Genomic DNA, 18,989 nt, shown 5'->3' with positions numbered 1-18,989 from the left:
AAAAGTGATTAACCTTTTGTTTTTTATTAAATTTCTTTAAAGAGTCCCCGCTAATGAGTGAAAAATTGCAGAAAGTCTTGGCCCGTGCAGGCCATGGCTCCCGTCGTGAGATGGAGGCATGGATTGCTGCAGGCCGAGTTAGTGTTGACGGTGAAATTTCCGGCTTAGGTGATCGTGTCGAGGCTGATGCCAAAATACGTATTGATGGCCGTGCTGTTTCATTAAAATCAGCTGACGATATTATTTGTCGTGTGCTGGCATATCATAAACCTGAAGGTGAAATTTGTTCGCGCAAAGATCCTGAAGGCCGTACTACTGTGTTTGAACGTCTACCTAAAGTGCGCGATGCTCGCTGGGTTGCGGTAGGACGTTTAGATATTAATACTTCAGGGTTGTTGTTATTTACCTGTGATGGTGAATTAGCTAACCGTTTAATGCATCCGTCAAATGAAGTAGAGCGTGAATATGCAGTGCGTACTTTTGGTGAAGTGCCAGAAGCAGCTGTGCAGCGTTTACGTACCGGCGTGACTTTGGAAGATGGTCCAGCACAGTTTGATACCATTAAAGCCGCTGGTGGCGAAGGCATAAACCAGTGGTGGCATGTCACCCTTCGCGAAGGGCGTAATCGTGAAGTACGTCGTTTGTGGGAATCACAAGACGTACAGGTCAGCCGTTTAATCCGCGTACGTTATGGCAAGGTTGAGTTACCAAAAACCTTACCGCGTGGTGGTTGGATTGAGTTGCCGATGGATCAAGTTAACTATTTACGTCAACTTGCTGGCTTAGAAGCTGAAACACGCTCTGTTTTAGGATCGGACAAACACAGTGTTGCTCGTTCTAAAGTTAAAAGTGCTAAAATCCGCCGTGCAGTTCATAAGCATAAAGTGGTTGGAAATCATGGCAAACCAACACGTCAGCGTAGCTAATGTTTTGATTTAGATTACTTTATAGAAGGTCGCAGATGCGGCCTTTTTTATTAACTTTTTTTGATAAAAATTAATTGTTGCTCGCCTACTTGTCAAAAGTTTTTTCTCAGATATTATTCTCAAAATTTACGACTTATAGTGCTGTTATTCGACGATTTATGCGCCGCAGCATTTACATTAGTTATTAGGACTGTATGAAAAAATTATTGTTAGGTTTATTAGTATCATTATTGGTAGCGTGCGCATCGGCCCCTAGCTGGCAAGGGATGTCTGAACGTGAGATAAGCCAATGGAAAGCAATAGGTTTTGATTCAACTCAAGCACAAAATTGGCGTTTAAGAGGTTTTGGCCCTACTGAGTCTGATGGTTGGATAAAAGCTAACTTCAATTTAGATACTGCAACCATTTGGGCGAAAGAATCGTTTAATGTTGAAGAAGCGCAAGTGTGGAGCGAAGCCGGTTTTGAAATTGAGGAAGCGGTCACCAATCGCAGTAAAGGGTTAACCCCTGTTAGAGCCAATTAATCATTTTTTGTGCTAAGCATCTCGTTTTGTTGAATTTTACATCGGATTGGCGTTTTTTGAAGCGTTCAGTTCGGTGTGATGAATATTTTAGTTGCTTGGCTAAAAAAAATCAGTAAAGTGTGCACCAAGTTAAGCAGGACGCGAAAGCAACGCTGTTTATCTTATGCAGATATGAATTAAGTGATTTGATGTTTGTTATCAAAACACACTCAGTTTGCCCGAGTGGTGGAATCGGTAGACACAAGGGATTTAAAATCCCTCGCTGAATAAGCGTGCCAGTTCAAGTCTGGCCTCGGGTACCATTATAATCTCTAGCAATAGAGAGTGGTGTAAAAAAGCCTCAACTTCTGTTGGGGCTTTTTTACGTCTGAAATTTAATAAATAACATCGAAAAATAAAATCTCTCGCGCTCTTGTTGAACATTAGCGTGCCAGTTCAAGTCTGGCCTCGGATACCATTATAATCTCTAGCAATAGAGAGTGGTGTAAAAAAGCCTCAACTTCTGTTGGGGCTTTTTTACGTCTAAAATTTGGTCTTTAAGGGTAACAAACGCAAAAGAAGGTGAGGGCGATAAGAGCGAATGAGCTTAGATGCTAGGGCGGACTTCGGCCTACTAGTTCGCTACGCGGCTACAAGAGCGGGTTATTGGGAAAGTCGTTGGCTAGTTTCAGTTAGGTAGAGTTAAACTGGATAACCGCAGTTATAGCCTCTAGCAGCGAAGCGTTCTAGCACCTAGGCTTTTAATCTCCAGACGTTGAGCACTCTACGCTCAGCATGCAACAATAATCCGCAAACCGTTTTCTCGTGACGCAGTTATAGCCTCTAGCAGCGAAGCGTTCTAGTACCTCGGCTTTTAAGGTTTCTACCACTTTGGCTTAAGCGTTGATCAATGCTTTTAATGCGGGTGAGACTTTAAAACTGGGTTGATTAAATCCGTCAATCTCTATGGCTTCACCCGTTTGTGGATTACGACCTACTTTTGGTAAGTAAAAGCGTAATTCAAATGTACCGAATTGTGGGATGTAAACTTTTTCACCTTCAGCTAAACCTTGATGAATTACCGCGAGGATTTGTTCAAGTTGTTGCTTAGCTTGAACTTGGGGAATGTCCATTTTACTGGCCATAGTTTGAGCGAGTTGTTTTTTATTCATGTGATTCTCTACTGCTTTAGTACTTCTTAATCCACTTATAACAATTCAGCATGGTCCTTCCTAGTTGTGTATTCATAAATTAATGTTAACTGGTTACTTTTCATCTAGATGATTAATTTTCATTTATTTAAGTAGGGCATAGGTAGCGCGTTGGTAACGCTTTGGTATTCAATTTTGTTGATTAATTGTTTCTGACATCCAGGTGCATTTATTATTTAGCATAATGGCTATATTCATTCCACTTGTGTGAAAAACATGACAATATCAGTGTGTGGGCCAATGGGGGGTAGCATGTTCAGAAAACTGAAACTGTCTGTAAATGTTTGCATAATAAGCATATTGCTTTTGTGTATGTCGCCATTTGTCTTGGCCAACACTGAAGCTCAATATGAAAATTTAACTCAACACCTGCAATTACAGTATTTGGCTGAGCCCACCGCACAGCGGGCACAATATTTAGCGATATTACAGATGGGGTCCGCTGCCGAGCAATTAGAATATATCGACAACATTCAACAGAGTGTGGCTGCTTTTTGGCATAATAAACAAGTTTCTCTGCCATTTGACTCAATGGATAACACCACTTCGTTACGTGACAAAAATATTGCACTGGAGCCTAGCGTGGATGATTACCTGGGGGTGATAAACGATCTGCGTAAGTTAATGTGGTTATCACAAACGCAAGATTGGCCAGCCATCACGCTTGAAGGGCTGTTACGCCCTGGAGACCGTCATCCCAGCATTAAGCAAATTAATCAACGTTTGTGGTTATTGGGTGATGCATACGAATACCTTGCGGACGAAATAGATTATCAACCAGCTTTGGTGCAAAGCGTTAAACGCTTTCAGTCTCGGCATGGGTTAAAGACTGATGCCGTTATTGGCCCTAAAACCATATTCTGGTTAAATCAAACACCACAACAACGAGCCTCTTTATTAGCAAAAAGCTTCGTAGAAAAAACGGTCTATTTGAGTCAGCTGCCTCAACCTTATTTGTTGATTAATATTCCCGCTTTTCAAATGGTGCTAGTGGACCAAAATCAAGTTGTGTTAGCGTCTAAAGTGATTGTAGGTAAGCCATATCGACAGACGCCGGTGATGACGGGACAAATTTCCAATATAGTTATCAATCCCACATGGACGGTACCTCGACAACTTTTACGTAAGGATATTTTACCGCAAGTTAGGTCAAATGGGGCTTATTTTGCCGATAGACATTTTGATGTGTTTGATTATGAAGGTCATCGTGTTGATAAAACACCTCAACAATGGCAACAGGCTGCAACAGGTAAGTTCCCTTATAGAGTGGTTCAGCGCCCCGGTAGCGGTAATGCATTAGGCCGCTATAAATTTCATTTTAACAATGACCAGAGCGTGTATTTGCATGATACGCCAACCCCCGAAATGTTCGCACATGTGGAGCGGGATATATCATCAGGCTGTGTACGAATTGAAAAGGTGCAACAGTTAGCCGATTGGTTTGCTAACCATTTGGTTATCGACAAGCGTACTTGGGCCCATTTGCAGTCTAATCACACTCAAACTCAATGGTTTGCCTTATCGTCATCTTTACCTGTGCACATGGTGTATTGGCGCGCTTGGGTGGATGAACAACATGTTGCGCAGTACCGAGATGACATTTATCAATTAACCCCTGCAGAGTCGATGAAGTTATTAAGCCATAAAGCCATCAATAACGATATTGTGCAATAATCTTAATTGATGAAACAAAGTTAATGACGTTTTACTTTGCCCTAAGCACTTGAGCTATATCACACTCTTATAGATATTAGCGTATTTGTTGCTCAGCTCAACATGGGCAGACTTGCATTTATCAGCATTAATGGTTAATTTATTCGCCAGTTGGATAAAAAATCAACAACGAAATAAAGACGTTGTGAAGATGAAATCGTGCTTTTAAAGTCGATAAGTATCGTAATTTAGATAATTTAAGTGGTGTATAAATGACAATAGAGTGCCTAACTCGTCGGCAGTTATTATTAGGGTTAAGCGGTGCCGCAGTGGTAACTCTGTTACCTAATACCGCGCAAGCAAGTCGTTCTACTATTGGTGTTAAAGATTTACGTTTTTATAACTTGCACACCGGTGAGAGAAGCCAGGGAAGTTTTTGGGTTGATGGTCAATATCAATCGGAAACATTGACTGAATTTAACCAAGTATTACGTGATCATCGTCAGAATGTAGCCGCACCGATTGATAAAAGATTATTTGAATATTTGTATAAATTACAGGCTACATTAGATAATCAAGATGAAATCCATGTTATTTCAGCTTATCGTTCACCAAAAACAAATCAAATGCTCGCTTCTCGCAGCAACGGGGTAGCCAAGAAAAGTTATCACATGAAAGGGATGGCGATGGATATTGCTTTACCCGGAGTGAAAACTAAACACTTACGCGATGCTGCTGAGTCGCTTAAGTTGGGTGGTGTAGGATTTTATCCTCGAGATGGGTTTGTGCATATTGATTGTGGGCCTGTGAGGCGTTGGGGTTAATTAATACTAATCTCATTAATATCTAGTCAGTTCAGAGTCTCTCAGGTTTTTCAATTCAAGGCGCATTGATGTAGAAATGGTTGTTCCCTTTTAAATCGATGCAACACAGAAGTGGAATACCTGAAAGATTCCATTCTGGTGGGTTTCAAAGTACTTTATGCTTCGTTAGATGCTTTCAAAATACTACGCCATGGTCTATTTTTTCTATAAAAAATAAAATATTCCCACCATCCATGGCGGTCAGGTGTTGATGGCAGAATAACGCAGGAGCTTGTTACCGAGCATCACTATTCGTTTCAATAATCTGCCTATAGCACATTGAACTCCCGCTGAAAGATCACATATTTAATAGGATTGGTATATCTTCTTGTGGGTTGATAATGGCTGTGGTAATATCCGCGCGCTTTATTTGAGTCATCGTTGGTCGAAAATGATGACGCCTTCATACTTTATTAATTATTAAGTGAGTGACTAATGTCTTACACAATCAACGCAGTAACCCGCACAGAAATCGGGAAAGGTTCGAGCCGCCGCCTACGTCATGCCGGTAAAGTTCCTGCAGTAATTTATGGTCCAGGTAAAGAGCCTGTATCAATCAAGTTTGAACACAAAGACATCATTAACATCCAGTTAAATGATGACTTTTACACAACTGACTTAACCGTTTCTATTGAAGGTAAAGAAGTTAAAGTTCGTGTAAAAGCTATCCAACGTCACGCATTCAAGCAATTGGTTGAACACATTGACTTCATGTTTGCTTAATCGCAAATGTGAAAAAAAAGCGCCTTAGGGCGCTTTTTTTATGGCTGATTTTTATCACTAAATTTATTCTTATAATGCCAAATGCCAAATGCCAAATGCCAAATGCCAAATGCCAAATGCCAAATGCCAAATGCCAAATGCCAAATGCTAATCGATTTCGAAGCTATAGTAGATATCAAGTGATTGACTTAAGGTGCTCGACACGCTTTCTAAATATAATTGTGAAAACAAATAATACCGCACAGTCATTTCATAACCTGGGTTAAATACTCCCACGCCATATTTAATCATTAAGTCTTCACCTATATACCCACTTACGGCCACTTTACCGTCATCATTAGTATCAAGTTGTACATTTGAAAATCCAAATTTTTCAATTAGACCCGTTGCAGTACTGCCAATGCTATTCATTGCTCCACCATCAAATTGTGAGCCTAAACTGAGGGCGGCGCCCATCATTAGTGAGTTACTTTGTTGGTTGGTTGTACTGGTAAAGCCTTTACCCGTCAAAATATAAGAAAGCACTTCAGCTTGCTCTTTTGCTGGATTAGAGAATAAGGTAACCACTGGACGCATTGGGGTACCCGTGACTCGAACACCGGCGGTGATATCACTCTCTTTAATGTCTCTAGTCGCTTCTATATTTAGGTTTGGTAATTCTGTCGGGCCAATAAATTGGACTTCACCAGTGTTAATACTTAAGGTTTGTCCCATAAACTTATAAGTCCCTTTGTTGACTTTAATATCACCAAATAACATGGGCGGCTTAAAAGCTTGTTGTTTTAGTATCAGATCGCCTTCTAGCCTTCCTTTAAGACCCATACCATCAATAGTAAGACGTTTACCTACACTGATATTTAAATCGGCTGTAACGGCATAAGGACTGGTTTTAACGGTTTGTTCAGACACTGAATCGTTAAATACCACATCGTTCGATACCGCAACGCCTCCTTCTGCTAACTGTGTAATTTTTATTTGTCCTGATGGCACGTCAACTTTGCCTTTTATCGCAAACAGTTGCTCATCAAAGGTCATATTAATATCTGGAGAGACATTTAATATTGCCATTGGCGGTTGAATTACTGCTAAATTTTCACCTTTGACATCAATGTCACCACTAAACTTTCCTTGTGGCCAAGCGAGGGTACCTGTCGTACTCACTTGTCCGTCACCCATATGCCATTGGCCATTGAGTTGTCCTTGTTGGCCTTCTAGAGCCAGTGACAAGTACAGTTTATCGATTAATGTTGGGTTAGTGGATAAGGCAAATGCACCGTCACTGAGTTTAATATTACCCGAGACACTCGGGTCCATAAGAGTGCCGGATAAATTTAATCGACTGGACAACATGCCTTCTAAGGTTTCTAACCTTGGGAAGAACTCTCCAAAAGGCGCCAGATTAAGCTCATTAACATTAATCGTACCTAGTAAGGTGCGATCGGGCGTGATGTTGACACTCAGCTGACTTTGCCAACTTGCTATGCCGGACGAATCAAAACTCAATGAACTATTAATTTGTTTTTCATCAAGCGATGCTTGAAATAGTAACTGCTGGTAGTCGATGCTGATAGTGTTGTTTTTGGCTCGACTTAGCTTAATATTTCCCGGTAAAAGCGTAAACTGAACATTTGCAGTAGGCTTTTTACCTTTAGCCCAATTAACTTGAGTTGTTAGCGCTGCTTCACCGCTCCAGGTGATTTTTTTAGACAACACAGGTGCCAATGTTTTGCCGGGATTACCGGTAAAAGTAATATTAGCCTGGCCAGTGTGACCTAAATTAACATCATTGATTAAGCACAATTTATTGTGTGGATGCACTAAGCAAAAACGGCTCACACTGCCACGATTATTGAGTTGATCCCAGCTTGCGGTTATGTGTTTATCTTGTTGCCATTGTCCAAGAGCATTACTGATATTGAATTCTGTTAATGTGGCATTGAACTGTTGTTTATCAATATTACTACTACTGGTCATTTGAGTATTGATGACCACATCACCTTGAGTATTGAGTTTGCTTTGTTGTTGATGTTGATTGCCTTCACTGACGAATGCGATATCTGTCAGCTTATAGCTGTCCCATACAAGATTGTTATTACGCAGTTCTATCCGATATTGATGCTGTGTATAAGGTCGATAATTCGCCAGCAAGTCAAGGCTGTCAATTTTACTTCCTTGGTAACTGAATTGACTGATTTGCGCATTAATATCCACAATTGGGTCGGCACTATTACCCGTAACATCAACTTTTGCAAAAATATTACCGCGGCCGCCTTTTAGCCACTGACTGACATCGGGAACGCTAAGTTCGGCATCGATGTCCCATGTTTTGTCGGCTTGACCATTAATGATTAATTGAGCGCCAAGGGCATTGGCCTGCAGGTTTGTCGCGTTTATCGCAAAATCTTGATTTAATGCAATCTCGCCTTGTAAGTTCAGCGGGTAACCATTTAAACGACCGGTTAAATTGGCGTCTTGAATGGCCACTTGCCATTGCTTATCGGCAATGCTGCCCGTGCTATTAAAATGGCCACTGAATTTACTTTTGATCGGATTTTGCTGATTAATATAATCAATATATTGCAACTGAATGTCGTTGGTAAGCACATTGGCTTGCCAGGTTAAGTCATCTTTATATGATAGCTGCCCAGTTAGATCTAGGTTGCCCGCGATTGATTGTAAATTGAGCTTATTGATGGTCAACTTTTGATTGTGGTTAACAACATCTGCAATAACCGCCAAAGTAGGGTGGTAAGGTGTTGTCAGTTGCCCTTCAAACTGCGCCACTTGGTCTTTTATATTACCTTCACTGGTAAAGTGGGTAATGTTGCTGGTGTACTGGGGGTTTTTTAACGGCCATTGCAAAGCAGCATCGGTAAGTGTTACTTGGTATTCAAGCGCCGGCGAGGTGAGATTAATGTCTGCTGTAAGATTGAAATGGCTATCGCCTTTAGCGATGGCGTTGATATTTAATTGGCTTAAGTCTTGGGTAAGATCTACACGGAGTTGTTGCTGTTGAAGCCCTGGCAACTCAGGCAGGTTTTCGACATTGGCTAGTAGCTTTAATGTCAGTGGGTAGTGCTCATGTAAACTAATATCACCGATAACGCTAATATCACCATCATCATGTTGAATGTCTAGTTGGGTTATTCCAAGTTGAAATTGACGAAAACTGGCCGCTAACGCGATATGGCTAAAATGGTCGTTGCGCTGGCCGATAATGAGCTGACTGTCGGTGGCATTAAACTGTCTAACATTGACAGGGAAAGGCATAAATACCTGTGGTAAGTTAGCCAATGGCCATGAAGTTTCTTTGGGATCGGCTGTTTGGTTTGTTGCTTTATTATTTGGTTGAGAACGTGTTTGGCTTGTTGATGTTGCATCTGGAATGTTGACGATTAACCCCTGGCTGGTGAGAGATTCAACCACAAGGCCAGCGCTATTCCAGATAGCTTGAGTCTTTAAATTGTCGGCATAAAAAGTCATACCATTCACATCTACATCAATATTGGCCAATTGGGCGTGGCTGATATTAATGCCAATGGGTAATTCAAGCTCGGTAAAAGGTTGGTTAGTAGCATCCGTGTCAGTGGTGTTTTCGGTTACAGGAATATTATCAGTGATAATGTTCACATCAATACTTGATGCGAGCAGATTTGTGACACAAAGTTGCTTGTTAATCAGGCATGTTGGCACCCACTCCAATGTTAAATCATCAGCTTCGACGCTAATCCCAGGCATTGACCATGACAAGTGCTGCAGCGTGATATCACTGTTTAAGGTGCCAGAAGCATATTCAACATCGATATCACTGATAAATTGATTGACGAACATCACCCCCATTTTACTGCCAAATGGGGTGCCCATGATGATGGCAAACAACATCAATAATACCAATGGGACATAAATCAGTATTCGGGTATAAAGCTTAATGCTGCGCCAAATCCTTGCAGATAGACTGGTTGATTTAGGTGCTTTTTTATTACTTGGTTTGAGTGATTCTTCTGACTGAGCGTTTTGCTCATTATGTTGCAAAGTACTTTGCTCGGTATGTTTATCTATCATAAATCAGTTCCCATGGTTAAATGGAAACGATATGAACGTGCAACTGTCTCGGTTTCTTTTAAGCCAAAACCTAGGTCCATTCGAATCGGGCCAATAGGTGATATCCAGTGTAATCCTCCACCAACCGATACTACCGGTTCAAACTGTTGTGTATCAAAAGCATTACCAGCATCGACAAAGGTGGCAACTCGCCATGTCGGGGTAAGATAATATTGATATTCAACACTGCCAATCGCCAAGTAGCGCCCACCGACAACCTGTCGAGATAAGCCGCCTTCACTGTTGGTGTAGTCAATATAGGGGCCTAATTCTTGGTAACTGTAACCTCGTATGCTTTGGTCGCCACCGGCAAAATATCGTAACGATGGCGGTATATTAGCCATATCGTTTTTGTCAGCAATATTAGCACCTAAATCCACCCGGGCAACAAAACGATGCTTATCGAATATTGTATCTACCCATTTAAATCGGGCTTGTAAACGGGCCAGACGGATAGTTGAGCCCAGGGACGGGTCGGCGTATTCAACACTGTAAGTTTGACGATAGCCTGATTTGGGATCGAGCGTGTTGTCGCCACGGACAGTTTTGGTGAGGTTGAAACCCAACAAATAAAAACGTGGGTCGTAATCTGTATCGAGCTGATTATAAAACTCTCTCACGGATTCAATTGAATATCCATGTAACCAATTACTTTTAGAGCGCCTTTGACGCGTTAACCCAACAAGATACTTTTTAGACTCTAATTGCCCGGTATTATTAAATTGGCGTTTATCAGCGTCGTAATCTTGGGTAACACCATAGGTGTCGCGTAATAAGCCAAGTTTTATTTTCAGTTGATCATCTAAAGGGTGGGTTAACGGAATAGTATAAGTGGTTAAAATCTTAGGCCGCTCAGGTGACCACTCAGCACTGGTTTCTTGATAATGGCCATAGCGATTGATTTGCGGCGTTCGCCAAGTGACTCGCACACGAGGATCGACACTGTTTTCTGTACTATTTCCAATATCTGCGCCTAAACCGACTTCAATAAGATGACTAGGCCGCGGGCTTAGCTCAACTTTAATCGGCACTACACCAGTATCAATTTTGTTTAGTTGTGGTAATACTTTGATATTACTAAAGTAACCTGTATCTAATAAATTGCGATTAAACTCAGTTAATAGCTGTGTGGCGTAAGGCGCATCAGCATCAAAAGGAATTAAGGCTTCGACAACATCATTATTGAGAGTACTGCCTTCAAAGTGAACATCACCAAATAAATAGCGCTTACCCGAGTTAAACTGTAGGTTAATTTGGGCGGTATTTAAGTCACGGTTAATGTTGATTTCTGATTTGGTATATTGACCATCAAAATATCCTCTTGCCAGTGCTAACGTGACTAATTGTGATTTTATCGAATCATAGACACCATGGTTTAAGGTATCACCAGGTTTTATTTTCAGACTATTTAGCCACAACGAGAAAGTATTATCTTGGAGCATTTCACCTTGAAAATGGATATCTACCCACTGAATAATGACCGGTTCACCTGGCGTTATATTGAGGCTTAACTCCCAAGGGCCTTTATCATTCTCTCTAACATCAATATTTAAAATTGCATGGTAATAGCCCATGGATTCGAGCGCATCATGGGTGTTATCGTCAACTGTAAATAAAAATGCTCGGCGCTGAACATCGTTATCTGGCAATGTGCCTAAATGGGCAAAAATGTTCTTTTCAATTTTTTTCGGCACGCCGGTAACGTTAATCGTTAACCAATTTTCGTCGGCCAGCACCAAGCCTGACATCAGTAAGGTCAACGAAAGTAATAGAAACTGGCTAATTTTAAGGCGTTTTGTCGACAAGTTAAGCTAACTTTTCCAAAATTGATGATGATGACCATTGTCGCTACAAAGTATAAAAGTCGCAAGGATATGATTGAAATTACAAGTAGAAATGGTTACAAAGATAAACCACCTTCAAGGACTTTTCTAACATGAATAAATTATATTTAACGATAGCGCTATGTTTAAGCTTAACGTCGAATACCTGTTTTGCTAAAGACGATACACCTTTTGCTATAGCAATCCATGGCGGCGCCGGCACTATTTCAGCTGCTAGCCTGAGCCCTGAGCAAGAGAAAGCCATTCGCGACAAACTTAAACAGGCAGTTGATGCCGGATATAAAGTGTTAGATAAAGGCGGCGACAGCCTCGATGCGGTTCAATCTGCGATAAATGTGTTAGAAAATAGCCCATTATTTAATGCTGGGGTTGGCGCTGTTTATACTTTTGATGGTGGACATGAACTTGATGCCTCAGTTATGGACGGTAACACTATGAATGCAGGTGCCGTCGCTGGGGTTAAACATATTAAAAACCCGATTGATTTGGCTAGAAAGGTAATGGAAAAATCACCCCATGTGATGCTTTACGGACAAGGGGCAGAAGAATTTGCGTTAACCCAACAATTTAGTTTAGTGCCCAACAGTCATTTTGATACCCCACATCGTTATGCGCAGTTACTTGATGCTAAAGCGAGTATCATTGAAGCCGAGCAAAATAACGGCGATGATTATCAGGCGTCAGTGGAACAGTTAACCGCCAATTATAAATATGGCACAGTGGGTGCTGTTGCACTTGATAAGCAAGGTAACCTTGCTGCAGGGACGTCAACCGGCGGCATGACAGCAAAACGTTTTGGTCGTATTGGTGATTCTCCAGTCATTGGCGCTGGAACGTATGCTGAAAATGGCGTATGTGCGGTATCTGCAACTGGGCACGGTGAGTATTTTATTCGTTATCAGGTGGCGGGTGACATATGCGCCAAAGTTAAATACCAACAATTATCGATTATTCAAGCGGCTGATGAAGTCATTAATCAACGCTTAATATCAGCTGGTGGAACTGGAGGTGTGATAGCGATTGATCAGCGTGGCAATATCGCAACGCCATTTAATACCGAAGGTATGTATCGTGCCACTCGAAGCCAAGGCCAAGCTGCAACAATCATGATCTGGCGTGATAAGTAAGTTCTAGCTGTGATAATAAGTACCGATTAATACAATCGGTTTTATTTTCTATCCACTGAGCCATTATTGACTAAACTTAAATTAAGTCAGTACTCGAATGTTGATTCATTAAGAATTGATTAACGAGATTTATTAAGCACGTAGTCAATTAGCGTGCATTTAGGGGGCTTTATGGATTCAATAAAAATTAAAGATCACATGGATAGACGTCCGATACTGTTAACCGCAGATATGTCACTGGCAATAGCGGTTGAAAAATTACTCGAAAGTAATAAGAGCGGCGCGCCAGTGGTGGATAGTGTTGGAAAGTTAGTGGGGTTCTTATCCCAACAAGATTGCTTGTCAGTGATGTTAAAAAGTAGCTACCACTGTGATATGACCAGTACAGTGGCAGATTGCATGAAAAGCCCCGTGTTGACGGTCGCGCCGGATGACAGTATTTTAGAACTCGCTGAACAAATGTTGGGTGCGAAGCCGAAAATTTATCCTGTATTGAGTGCCGGAAAAGTCATTGGGACGATTAATCGGACCAATGTGCTTAAGGCGATGAATATTTATATGCAACAGTGTTACTTATCTCCAGCTTAACAATCGTTAAAATCAATACCATTCTGCTGTTTTCCTTGCTAGGATCGCTTTTTTTGATGTAAGCAAGGGAATCAGATTTGAATTCGGACCTTCACCCGCTATCTAAGGCGTATCTCAATCTTTGTTATCAAACCGATGCTGCTAAAATTCGTCGTCGTTTGTATCGTGTCAATAAAGAAGCCGAGTCTGAAAAAAAATCCCAAACGTTAGCTCAGTTAACTGAAGCTGCGCAACAAGCCTATCAAAAAGCGCAACAGCGCTTGCAGTCTAGACCTATTATCAGTTATCCAGATGAACTGCCTGTGTCGCAAAAACGTGACGATATAGCCTCTGCTATTGCCAATAATCAAGTGGTGATTGTGGCGGGGGAGACTGGGTCTGGTAAAACCACTCAGTTACCTAAAATCTGTCTTGAATTGGGATTAGGAACGAGAGGCTTAATTGGCCATACTCAGCCTCGTCGTCTTGCTGCTCGAAGTGTTGCGAACCGTATTGCTGATGAACTTAACAGCCCATTAGGCGAAGTTGTTGGCTTTAAAGTTCGTTTTGCTGATGCCATGAGCGACAACAGTTACATTAAACTGATGACCGACGGTATTTTACTCGCCGAACTCACCTCGGATCGATTTCTCAACCAATATGATGCGATTATTATTGATGAAGCGCATGAGCGCAGCTTAAACATTGATTTTATATTGGGATATCTGAAGCAGGTATTAAAGAAGCGTCCTGATTTAAAAGTTATTATTACTTCAGCTACCATTGATGTAGATCGCTTTTCAAAACACTTTAATAACGCACCTGTTATTGAAGTGTCTGGGCGTACTTTTGAAGTTGAAACGCGTTATCGTCCTTTAGTGCGCAACACTGATGCTGATTTAGATGTCAGCGATGGTATTTTTGCTGCCGTAGAAGAGTTAATGGCCGCGGGTCCTGGCGACATATTGATATTTATGAATGGTGAGCGCGAAATTCGCGATACCGCAGATTTACTCAATAAACAGCAATATCGCGATACTGAGGTTTTACCACTATACGCGCGTCTTTCTTATGGTGAACAATCTAAAGTCTTTAAAAGCCACATTGGCCGCCGTATCGTATTAGCCACCAACGTTGCCGAAACGTCATTAACCGTACCTGGGATCCGTTATGTTATCGACCCTGGTACTGCTCGTATAAGCCGTTATAGTTACCGTACGAAAGTACAGCGTTTACCGATAGAGCCCATATCGCAAGCCAGTGCAAATCAACGTCAAGGACGTTGTGGTCGTGTAGGACCGGGTATTTGTATTCGACTTTACGATGAAATGGATTTTATTCAGCGCCCTGAATTTACCGATCCTGAAATATTACGAACCAATCTTGCTTCAGTGATTTTGCACATGTTGGCGATTGGATTAGGTGACATTGGCGGATTTCCATTTATTCAACCACCGGATCAAAAACACATTCGAGACGGTTTTTTATTGCTTGAAGAATTACAAGCAGTTAAAAAGTCTGGTAATGACCTAGTGTTAACGCCTTTAGGCAAAGATTTAGCGAAAATTCCACTCGATCCGCGTTTAGCCCGAATGGTTATTGAAGCGAACAAATTGGGTTGTTTACACGAAGCATTAGTGATTACTGCAGGTTTGTCGATTCAAGATCCGCGTGAACGTCCCGCAGAAAAGAAACAAGCAGCAGACGAGTGTCATCGCCGTTATGCTGATAAAGATTCAGACTTTGCCAGCTGGGTAAAGTTATGGGATCACGTAAAAGATCAAAAGCATGAGCTATCAGCCAGTCAGTTTAGAAAACAATGTCGTGACGAATATCTCGCGTATTTACGCGTACGTGAATGGCAAGATTTATACACTCAAGTGAAACAAGCCGTCCATGAATTGAAATGGCGTATTAATGACAGTGCAGCCAGTTACGAACAATTACATAGAGCATTATTATCAGGCTTGTTAAGTCATGTTGGTTTTAAAGGCGAGAACAACGAGTATCTAGGGGCGCGTAACCGTAAATTCTTTGTATTTCCGGGATCGCCTTTAGCGAAAAAGGGGCCTAAGTGGATAATGGCTGCTGAGCTGACTGAAACCTCACGTTTGTTTGCGCGTTGTTGCGCCAAAATAGATCCTGAATGGTTAGAATCGCTCGCATCTCATCTCGTGAAAAAGAATTATCTAGAACCGCATTTTGAAGCCAAAGCGGCAAGCGTTATAGCACTTGAGAACCAAGTTCTTTATGGCTTGACCATAGTCAATCGCCGTCGAGTACAATATGGGCCGATTGACCCTATAGAAGCTCGAGATATTTTTGTGCGTAGTGCTTTAGCCGAAGGGCAGTTACAGACGAAAGAAACGTTTTTTGTTAATAACCAAAAATTGCTTAATGACATAGAGTCGCTAGAACATAAATCTCGCCGCCGAGATATTTTGGTCGATGAGCAAGTGTTGGTGGATTTTTACGAACCGCTAATACCAGCTGGCATTTATAATGGACCACTGTTTTTTGCCTGGTGGAAAAAAGCGCGTCAACAAACGCCTGACTTACTCGATTACAGCCAAGCATTATTAATGCAGCGTAGTGCCGATCATATATCAGCGCTCGATTTTCCAGAAATATGGCATAAAGGTAATCTCGGCTTAACTGTCAGTTATCATTTTGAACCGGGTAGTGTTGATGACGGCGTATCTGTGCATATTCCTGTTGCACTGATTAATCAAATTGATGACAGTGACTTTGATTGGCTCGTGCCTGGGTTGCGACAAGAAAAACTGATTGCACTGATTAAATCCTTGCCTAAAAATCTACGTCGTAATTTCGTTCCCGCACCAGATTATGCTCGGGCATGTTATCAAGCGATGAAGCCGTTTGAGTTATCGATGCTTGATACCATGTGTAAACAGTTACTGCGCATGAGCGGTGTACGCATTTCAGCTGACGACTTTGATGTAACTCAACTGACAGAACATCTTAAGATGAACTTTAAGATTGAGGATGACCATGGTCGTTTAGTCGCCCAAGGTCGTGATTTAGAGCTGTTAAAAGGTCAACTGCAAGGTGTTGTTGCTAAAGCAATACGTAAAGTGGCAGACAAAGGCATTGAGCAAGAGGCAATAACCACATGGTCATTTGGCGATTTACCCGCTCAATATCAGCAGCGCAAAGGTAATTACGAAGTTAAAGCGTATCCGGCATTAATTGATAATAAAACCGATGTGGCGATTAAGTTATTTGATGATGAACATGAAGCAAAACGTCATCATCGAGTAGGGTTGCGCCGATTACTGTTGATTAACATACCTTCGCCAGTGAAACATTTACAACAAGCTTTGCCTAATAAAGCGAAGCTAGCGATGTACTTTAATCCATTTGGACAAGTGCAGATATTAATCGAAGATATAATTAATGCAGCGGTACAGCAGTTGTTAGATCAAAAGCAACTAGATATTCGTAACGAGCAGCAGTTCGAACAAGCAAAAGAGTGGGTTCGCCAAGAGCTCAACCCAACAGCAGAGAATATTGCGCTAAATGTAGAACAAATTTTGACAATTTATCAACGTATTAAAAAACGTCTTAAAGGCAAAATTAGTTTAGATATTGCATTTGCAATGAGTGATATTCAAACTCAGCTTGATAGTCTTGTTTATAAAGGATTTGTCGAAGACTGTGGCTGGCAACGGTTAACGGATGTTGTTCGTTATTTAAAAGCCATTGAAAATAGACTCGATAAGCTACCTGTTGACCCTACACGCGATCGATTACACATGCACAGTATTGCAAAAGTACAAGAGGCGTTAACGGCTCAGTTAGCGAAAGTGCCACGTTCACAACCGGTCCCAGAAGCACTAATTGAAGCTCGCTGGATGATAGAAGAGTACCGAGTATCTTGTTTTGCTCAGGTATTAGGTACCGCTTATCCTATTTCAGAAAAGCGAGTATTGAGTTCTATCAGTCAAGTGTAACCTTGGCACGTTGCTCTATCGCATGACGATGTTAATACAACCGATATCACTTAGGTGATGTCGGTTTTTTATTATCCTAAATTGATTCATTTTCTACTGATGTCTGTAAGACCTGTCATTTCCTAAGAACTCATCAGCTTTAACTATTAATTCTAAGCCAAAAGCTTAGCTGTATGTGTTAAATGCTTTGATAGTGCAGGATGGGTGCAGGGCGTTATTTTTGAGTGAAGCTCTCAGGTGCTTCATTATGTTGTGCTTCGTCTTTTAAGGGCATTATTCTTTCAATAAATAATCAGAACTATAGAGTTTGAGTTGCTGTAATAGAGGCATTGTCATCGGCATTTAGCCTTAACAGCAGCAATGGATCCGTCGACTTGTGTCGCAATACGTTAGTACGTTGTCACGTCGAGCATGTTGTAATTTCTGAAAGACTTTCTGTTTTTTAGTGCAAAACCTCAATTTAAAGACACATTTAGACTATCCGCAAAACAGAACTGAAAGTTTTTCGTAATTGTGGTTTGAAAGTGATCTGACTATTGATATACTTAGCGCCAAGAAGAAAGTGATTGGTACTCTTCTCTCTGTAAGGCAAATGTCATCCCCCCAGCATTAACACGATGTCGTCAGTATTAAGGATTCAATATCGTGTTGTTGTTTATAAAAAGACAGGCCTACACCTACAAAACGACCTAAAAGATTGGAGTTATTATGGAAGTTCATGAATACGAAAACGCTTACTATCAAGTGAAAGATGACGTGTTAGAGTCTTTACCTTCTGACGAAGAATAAGACGATTGAACGAGCTGATTAATGCTTTGACAACTTAGTTGTTGCATTAAATACTCCGACAAAAAAATAAAAATAGCAGCTTAGGCTGCTATTTTTATTGGTTATTGCTAATAATCGGTTTTTTCAATAATACTTAAACATATCGCATAGCGGTGTATATCTGTAATCAGTGATAATTGTTTTGATCTTCCATCATGACTAAACTAAAACTAGCTAAGTTTGGTAATATGCTTTGACTCAATACTAACCTTCAATACGACCTTTTTCGGGTAATATTTCAACAATCACCCAGGTATTACCTTGTTTATGCAGACGAATGGTTCGATCATCAATCCAATTTCTTCCACCTTTTAATCCTTGCATTTTAACGATGACAGTAACGTCGTCGGTAAATTTTCGGAAGAAGTCGATATCAATTTCATCAATAGACATCGTCACCTGTTTCATGGATAAGCCTAATACATGTCGTTGTACCGCTGATGCAATATGATAATGGTCCATAATTTCTTGGATGTCAGGTGCGACAAACTTTTTAGCTTTCTCGACATCACGATCGACATAAATAGCTTCGAAGAACCCCAAAGAAACTTGTTCTGGTGTGAGTTGAGGTTGACCAAACTCATCTGAATGTCCGCAAGCGGTGAGAATGAACAGTAGAAGTACAGGCAATACTTTAATGGAATTCATTTTTAACATAAGGCTCTTTTT

Annotated in this window: 12 protein-coding genes and 1 tRNA gene; 9 read left to right on the top strand and 4 right to left on the bottom strand. The window is 41.1% G+C overall.

From position 1 onward, the window contains the following. Positions 1 to 53 precede the first annotated feature (53 nt). The 3 genes from rluB to EGC86_RS05640 all read left to right on the top strand — a co-directional run bounded on the left by rluB (position 54) and on the right by EGC86_RS05640 (position 1,752). A complete protein-coding gene (gene rluB / locus EGC86_RS05650) occupies positions 54 to 926 on the top strand; it encodes a 23S rRNA pseudouridine(2605) synthase RluB (RefSeq protein ID WP_011636910.1) in 873 nt (290 codons plus the stop codon). Positions 927 to 1,120: 194 nt separating this feature from the next. Beyond that, complete coding sequence (locus tag EGC86_RS05645) at positions 1,121 to 1,450, top strand: hypothetical protein (RefSeq protein WP_011636911.1); 330 nt, start codon at positions 1,121 to 1,123, stop codon at positions 1,448 to 1,450. A 216-nt stretch (positions 1,451 to 1,666) separates the two neighbouring features. Next, a tRNA-Leu gene (locus EGC86_RS05640) sits at positions 1,667 to 1,752 on the top strand. Positions 1,753 to 2,325: 573 nt separating this feature from the next. Here the strand turns inward: EGC86_RS05640 and EGC86_RS05635 are convergent. Then, the gene (locus EGC86_RS05635; RefSeq protein WP_123776903.1) at positions 2,326 to 2,601 is read right to left on the bottom strand and encodes an HU family DNA-binding protein; all 276 of its coding nucleotides are present in this window, start codon (positions 2,599 to 2,601) and stop codon (positions 2,326 to 2,328) included. Positions 2,602 to 2,952: 351 nt separating this feature from the next. Here EGC86_RS05635 and EGC86_RS05630 point away from each other — a divergent pair, with 351 nt between their 5' ends. From EGC86_RS05630 to rplY, 3 genes are all read left to right on the top strand, one after another. Beyond that, a complete protein-coding gene (locus EGC86_RS05630; protein WP_245423110.1) occupies positions 2,953 to 4,314 on the top strand; it encodes a L,D-transpeptidase family protein in 1,362 nt (453 codons plus the stop codon). A gap of 251 nt (positions 4,315 to 4,565) precedes the next feature. After that, the gene (mepK, locus tag EGC86_RS05625; protein WP_059745494.1) at positions 4,566 to 5,117 is read left to right on the top strand and encodes a peptidoglycan L,D-endopeptidase MepK; all 552 of its coding nucleotides are present in this window, start codon (positions 4,566 to 4,568) and stop codon (positions 5,115 to 5,117) included. A 474-nt stretch (positions 5,118 to 5,591) separates the two neighbouring features. Beyond that, on the top strand, positions 5,592 to 5,879 hold the full coding sequence (gene rplY, locus EGC86_RS05620; protein WP_011636915.1) for a 50S ribosomal protein L25: 288 nt from the start codon (positions 5,592 to 5,594) through the stop codon (positions 5,877 to 5,879). A gap of 147 nt (positions 5,880 to 6,026) precedes the next feature. Here the strand turns inward: rplY and tamB are convergent, their stop codons facing one another. Then, complete coding sequence (gene tamB / locus EGC86_RS05610) at positions 6,027 to 9,941, bottom strand: autotransporter assembly complex protein TamB (protein WP_123776901.1); 3,915 nt, start codon at positions 9,939 to 9,941, stop codon at positions 6,027 to 6,029. Beyond that, positions 9,938 to 11,728, bottom strand: coding sequence for an autotransporter assembly complex protein TamA (locus EGC86_RS05605; protein ID WP_123777357.1), 1,791 nt, complete (start codon positions 11,726 to 11,728; stop codon positions 9,938 to 9,940). Before EGC86_RS05605 ends, tamB begins: the two co-directional genes overlap by 4 nt. A 188-nt stretch (positions 11,729 to 11,916) precedes the next feature. Between EGC86_RS05605 and EGC86_RS05600 the strand changes: the two genes are divergently transcribed. The 3 genes from EGC86_RS05600 to hrpA all read left to right on the top strand — a co-directional run bounded on the left by EGC86_RS05600 (position 11,917) and on the right by hrpA (position 17,492). After that, positions 11,917 to 12,951: an isoaspartyl peptidase/L-asparaginase family protein gene (locus EGC86_RS05600; protein ID WP_123776900.1), complete on the top strand. Its 1,035-nt coding sequence runs from the start codon at positions 11,917 to 11,919 to the stop codon at positions 12,949 to 12,951. A gap of 171 nt (positions 12,952 to 13,122) precedes the next feature. Further along, complete coding sequence (locus EGC86_RS05595) at positions 13,123 to 13,539, top strand: CBS domain-containing protein (protein WP_011636919.1); 417 nt, start codon at positions 13,123 to 13,125, stop codon at positions 13,537 to 13,539. Positions 13,540 to 13,616: 77 nt separating this feature from the next. Beyond that, positions 13,617 to 17,492, top strand: a complete 3,876-nt coding sequence (gene hrpA, locus EGC86_RS05590) for an ATP-dependent RNA helicase HrpA (RefSeq protein ID WP_123776899.1) — start codon at positions 13,617 to 13,619, stop codon at positions 17,490 to 17,492. A 1,032-nt stretch (positions 17,493 to 18,524) separates the two neighbouring features. Here hrpA and EGC86_RS05585 read toward each other — a convergent pair. Continuing rightward, a complete protein-coding gene (locus EGC86_RS05585; protein WP_123776898.1) occupies positions 18,525 to 18,977 on the bottom strand; it encodes a DUF4878 domain-containing protein in 453 nt (150 codons plus the stop codon). Between the last annotated feature and the right edge of the window lie 12 nt (positions 18,978 to 18,989).

Source organism: Shewanella frigidimarina (genome assembly GCF_003797125.1).
GTDB lineage: Bacteria > Pseudomonadota > Gammaproteobacteria > Enterobacterales > Shewanellaceae > Shewanella > Shewanella frigidimarina.
Note: the sequence above shows the minus strand (reverse complement) of the source record. Positions and strands in the feature narration are given on the sequence as shown.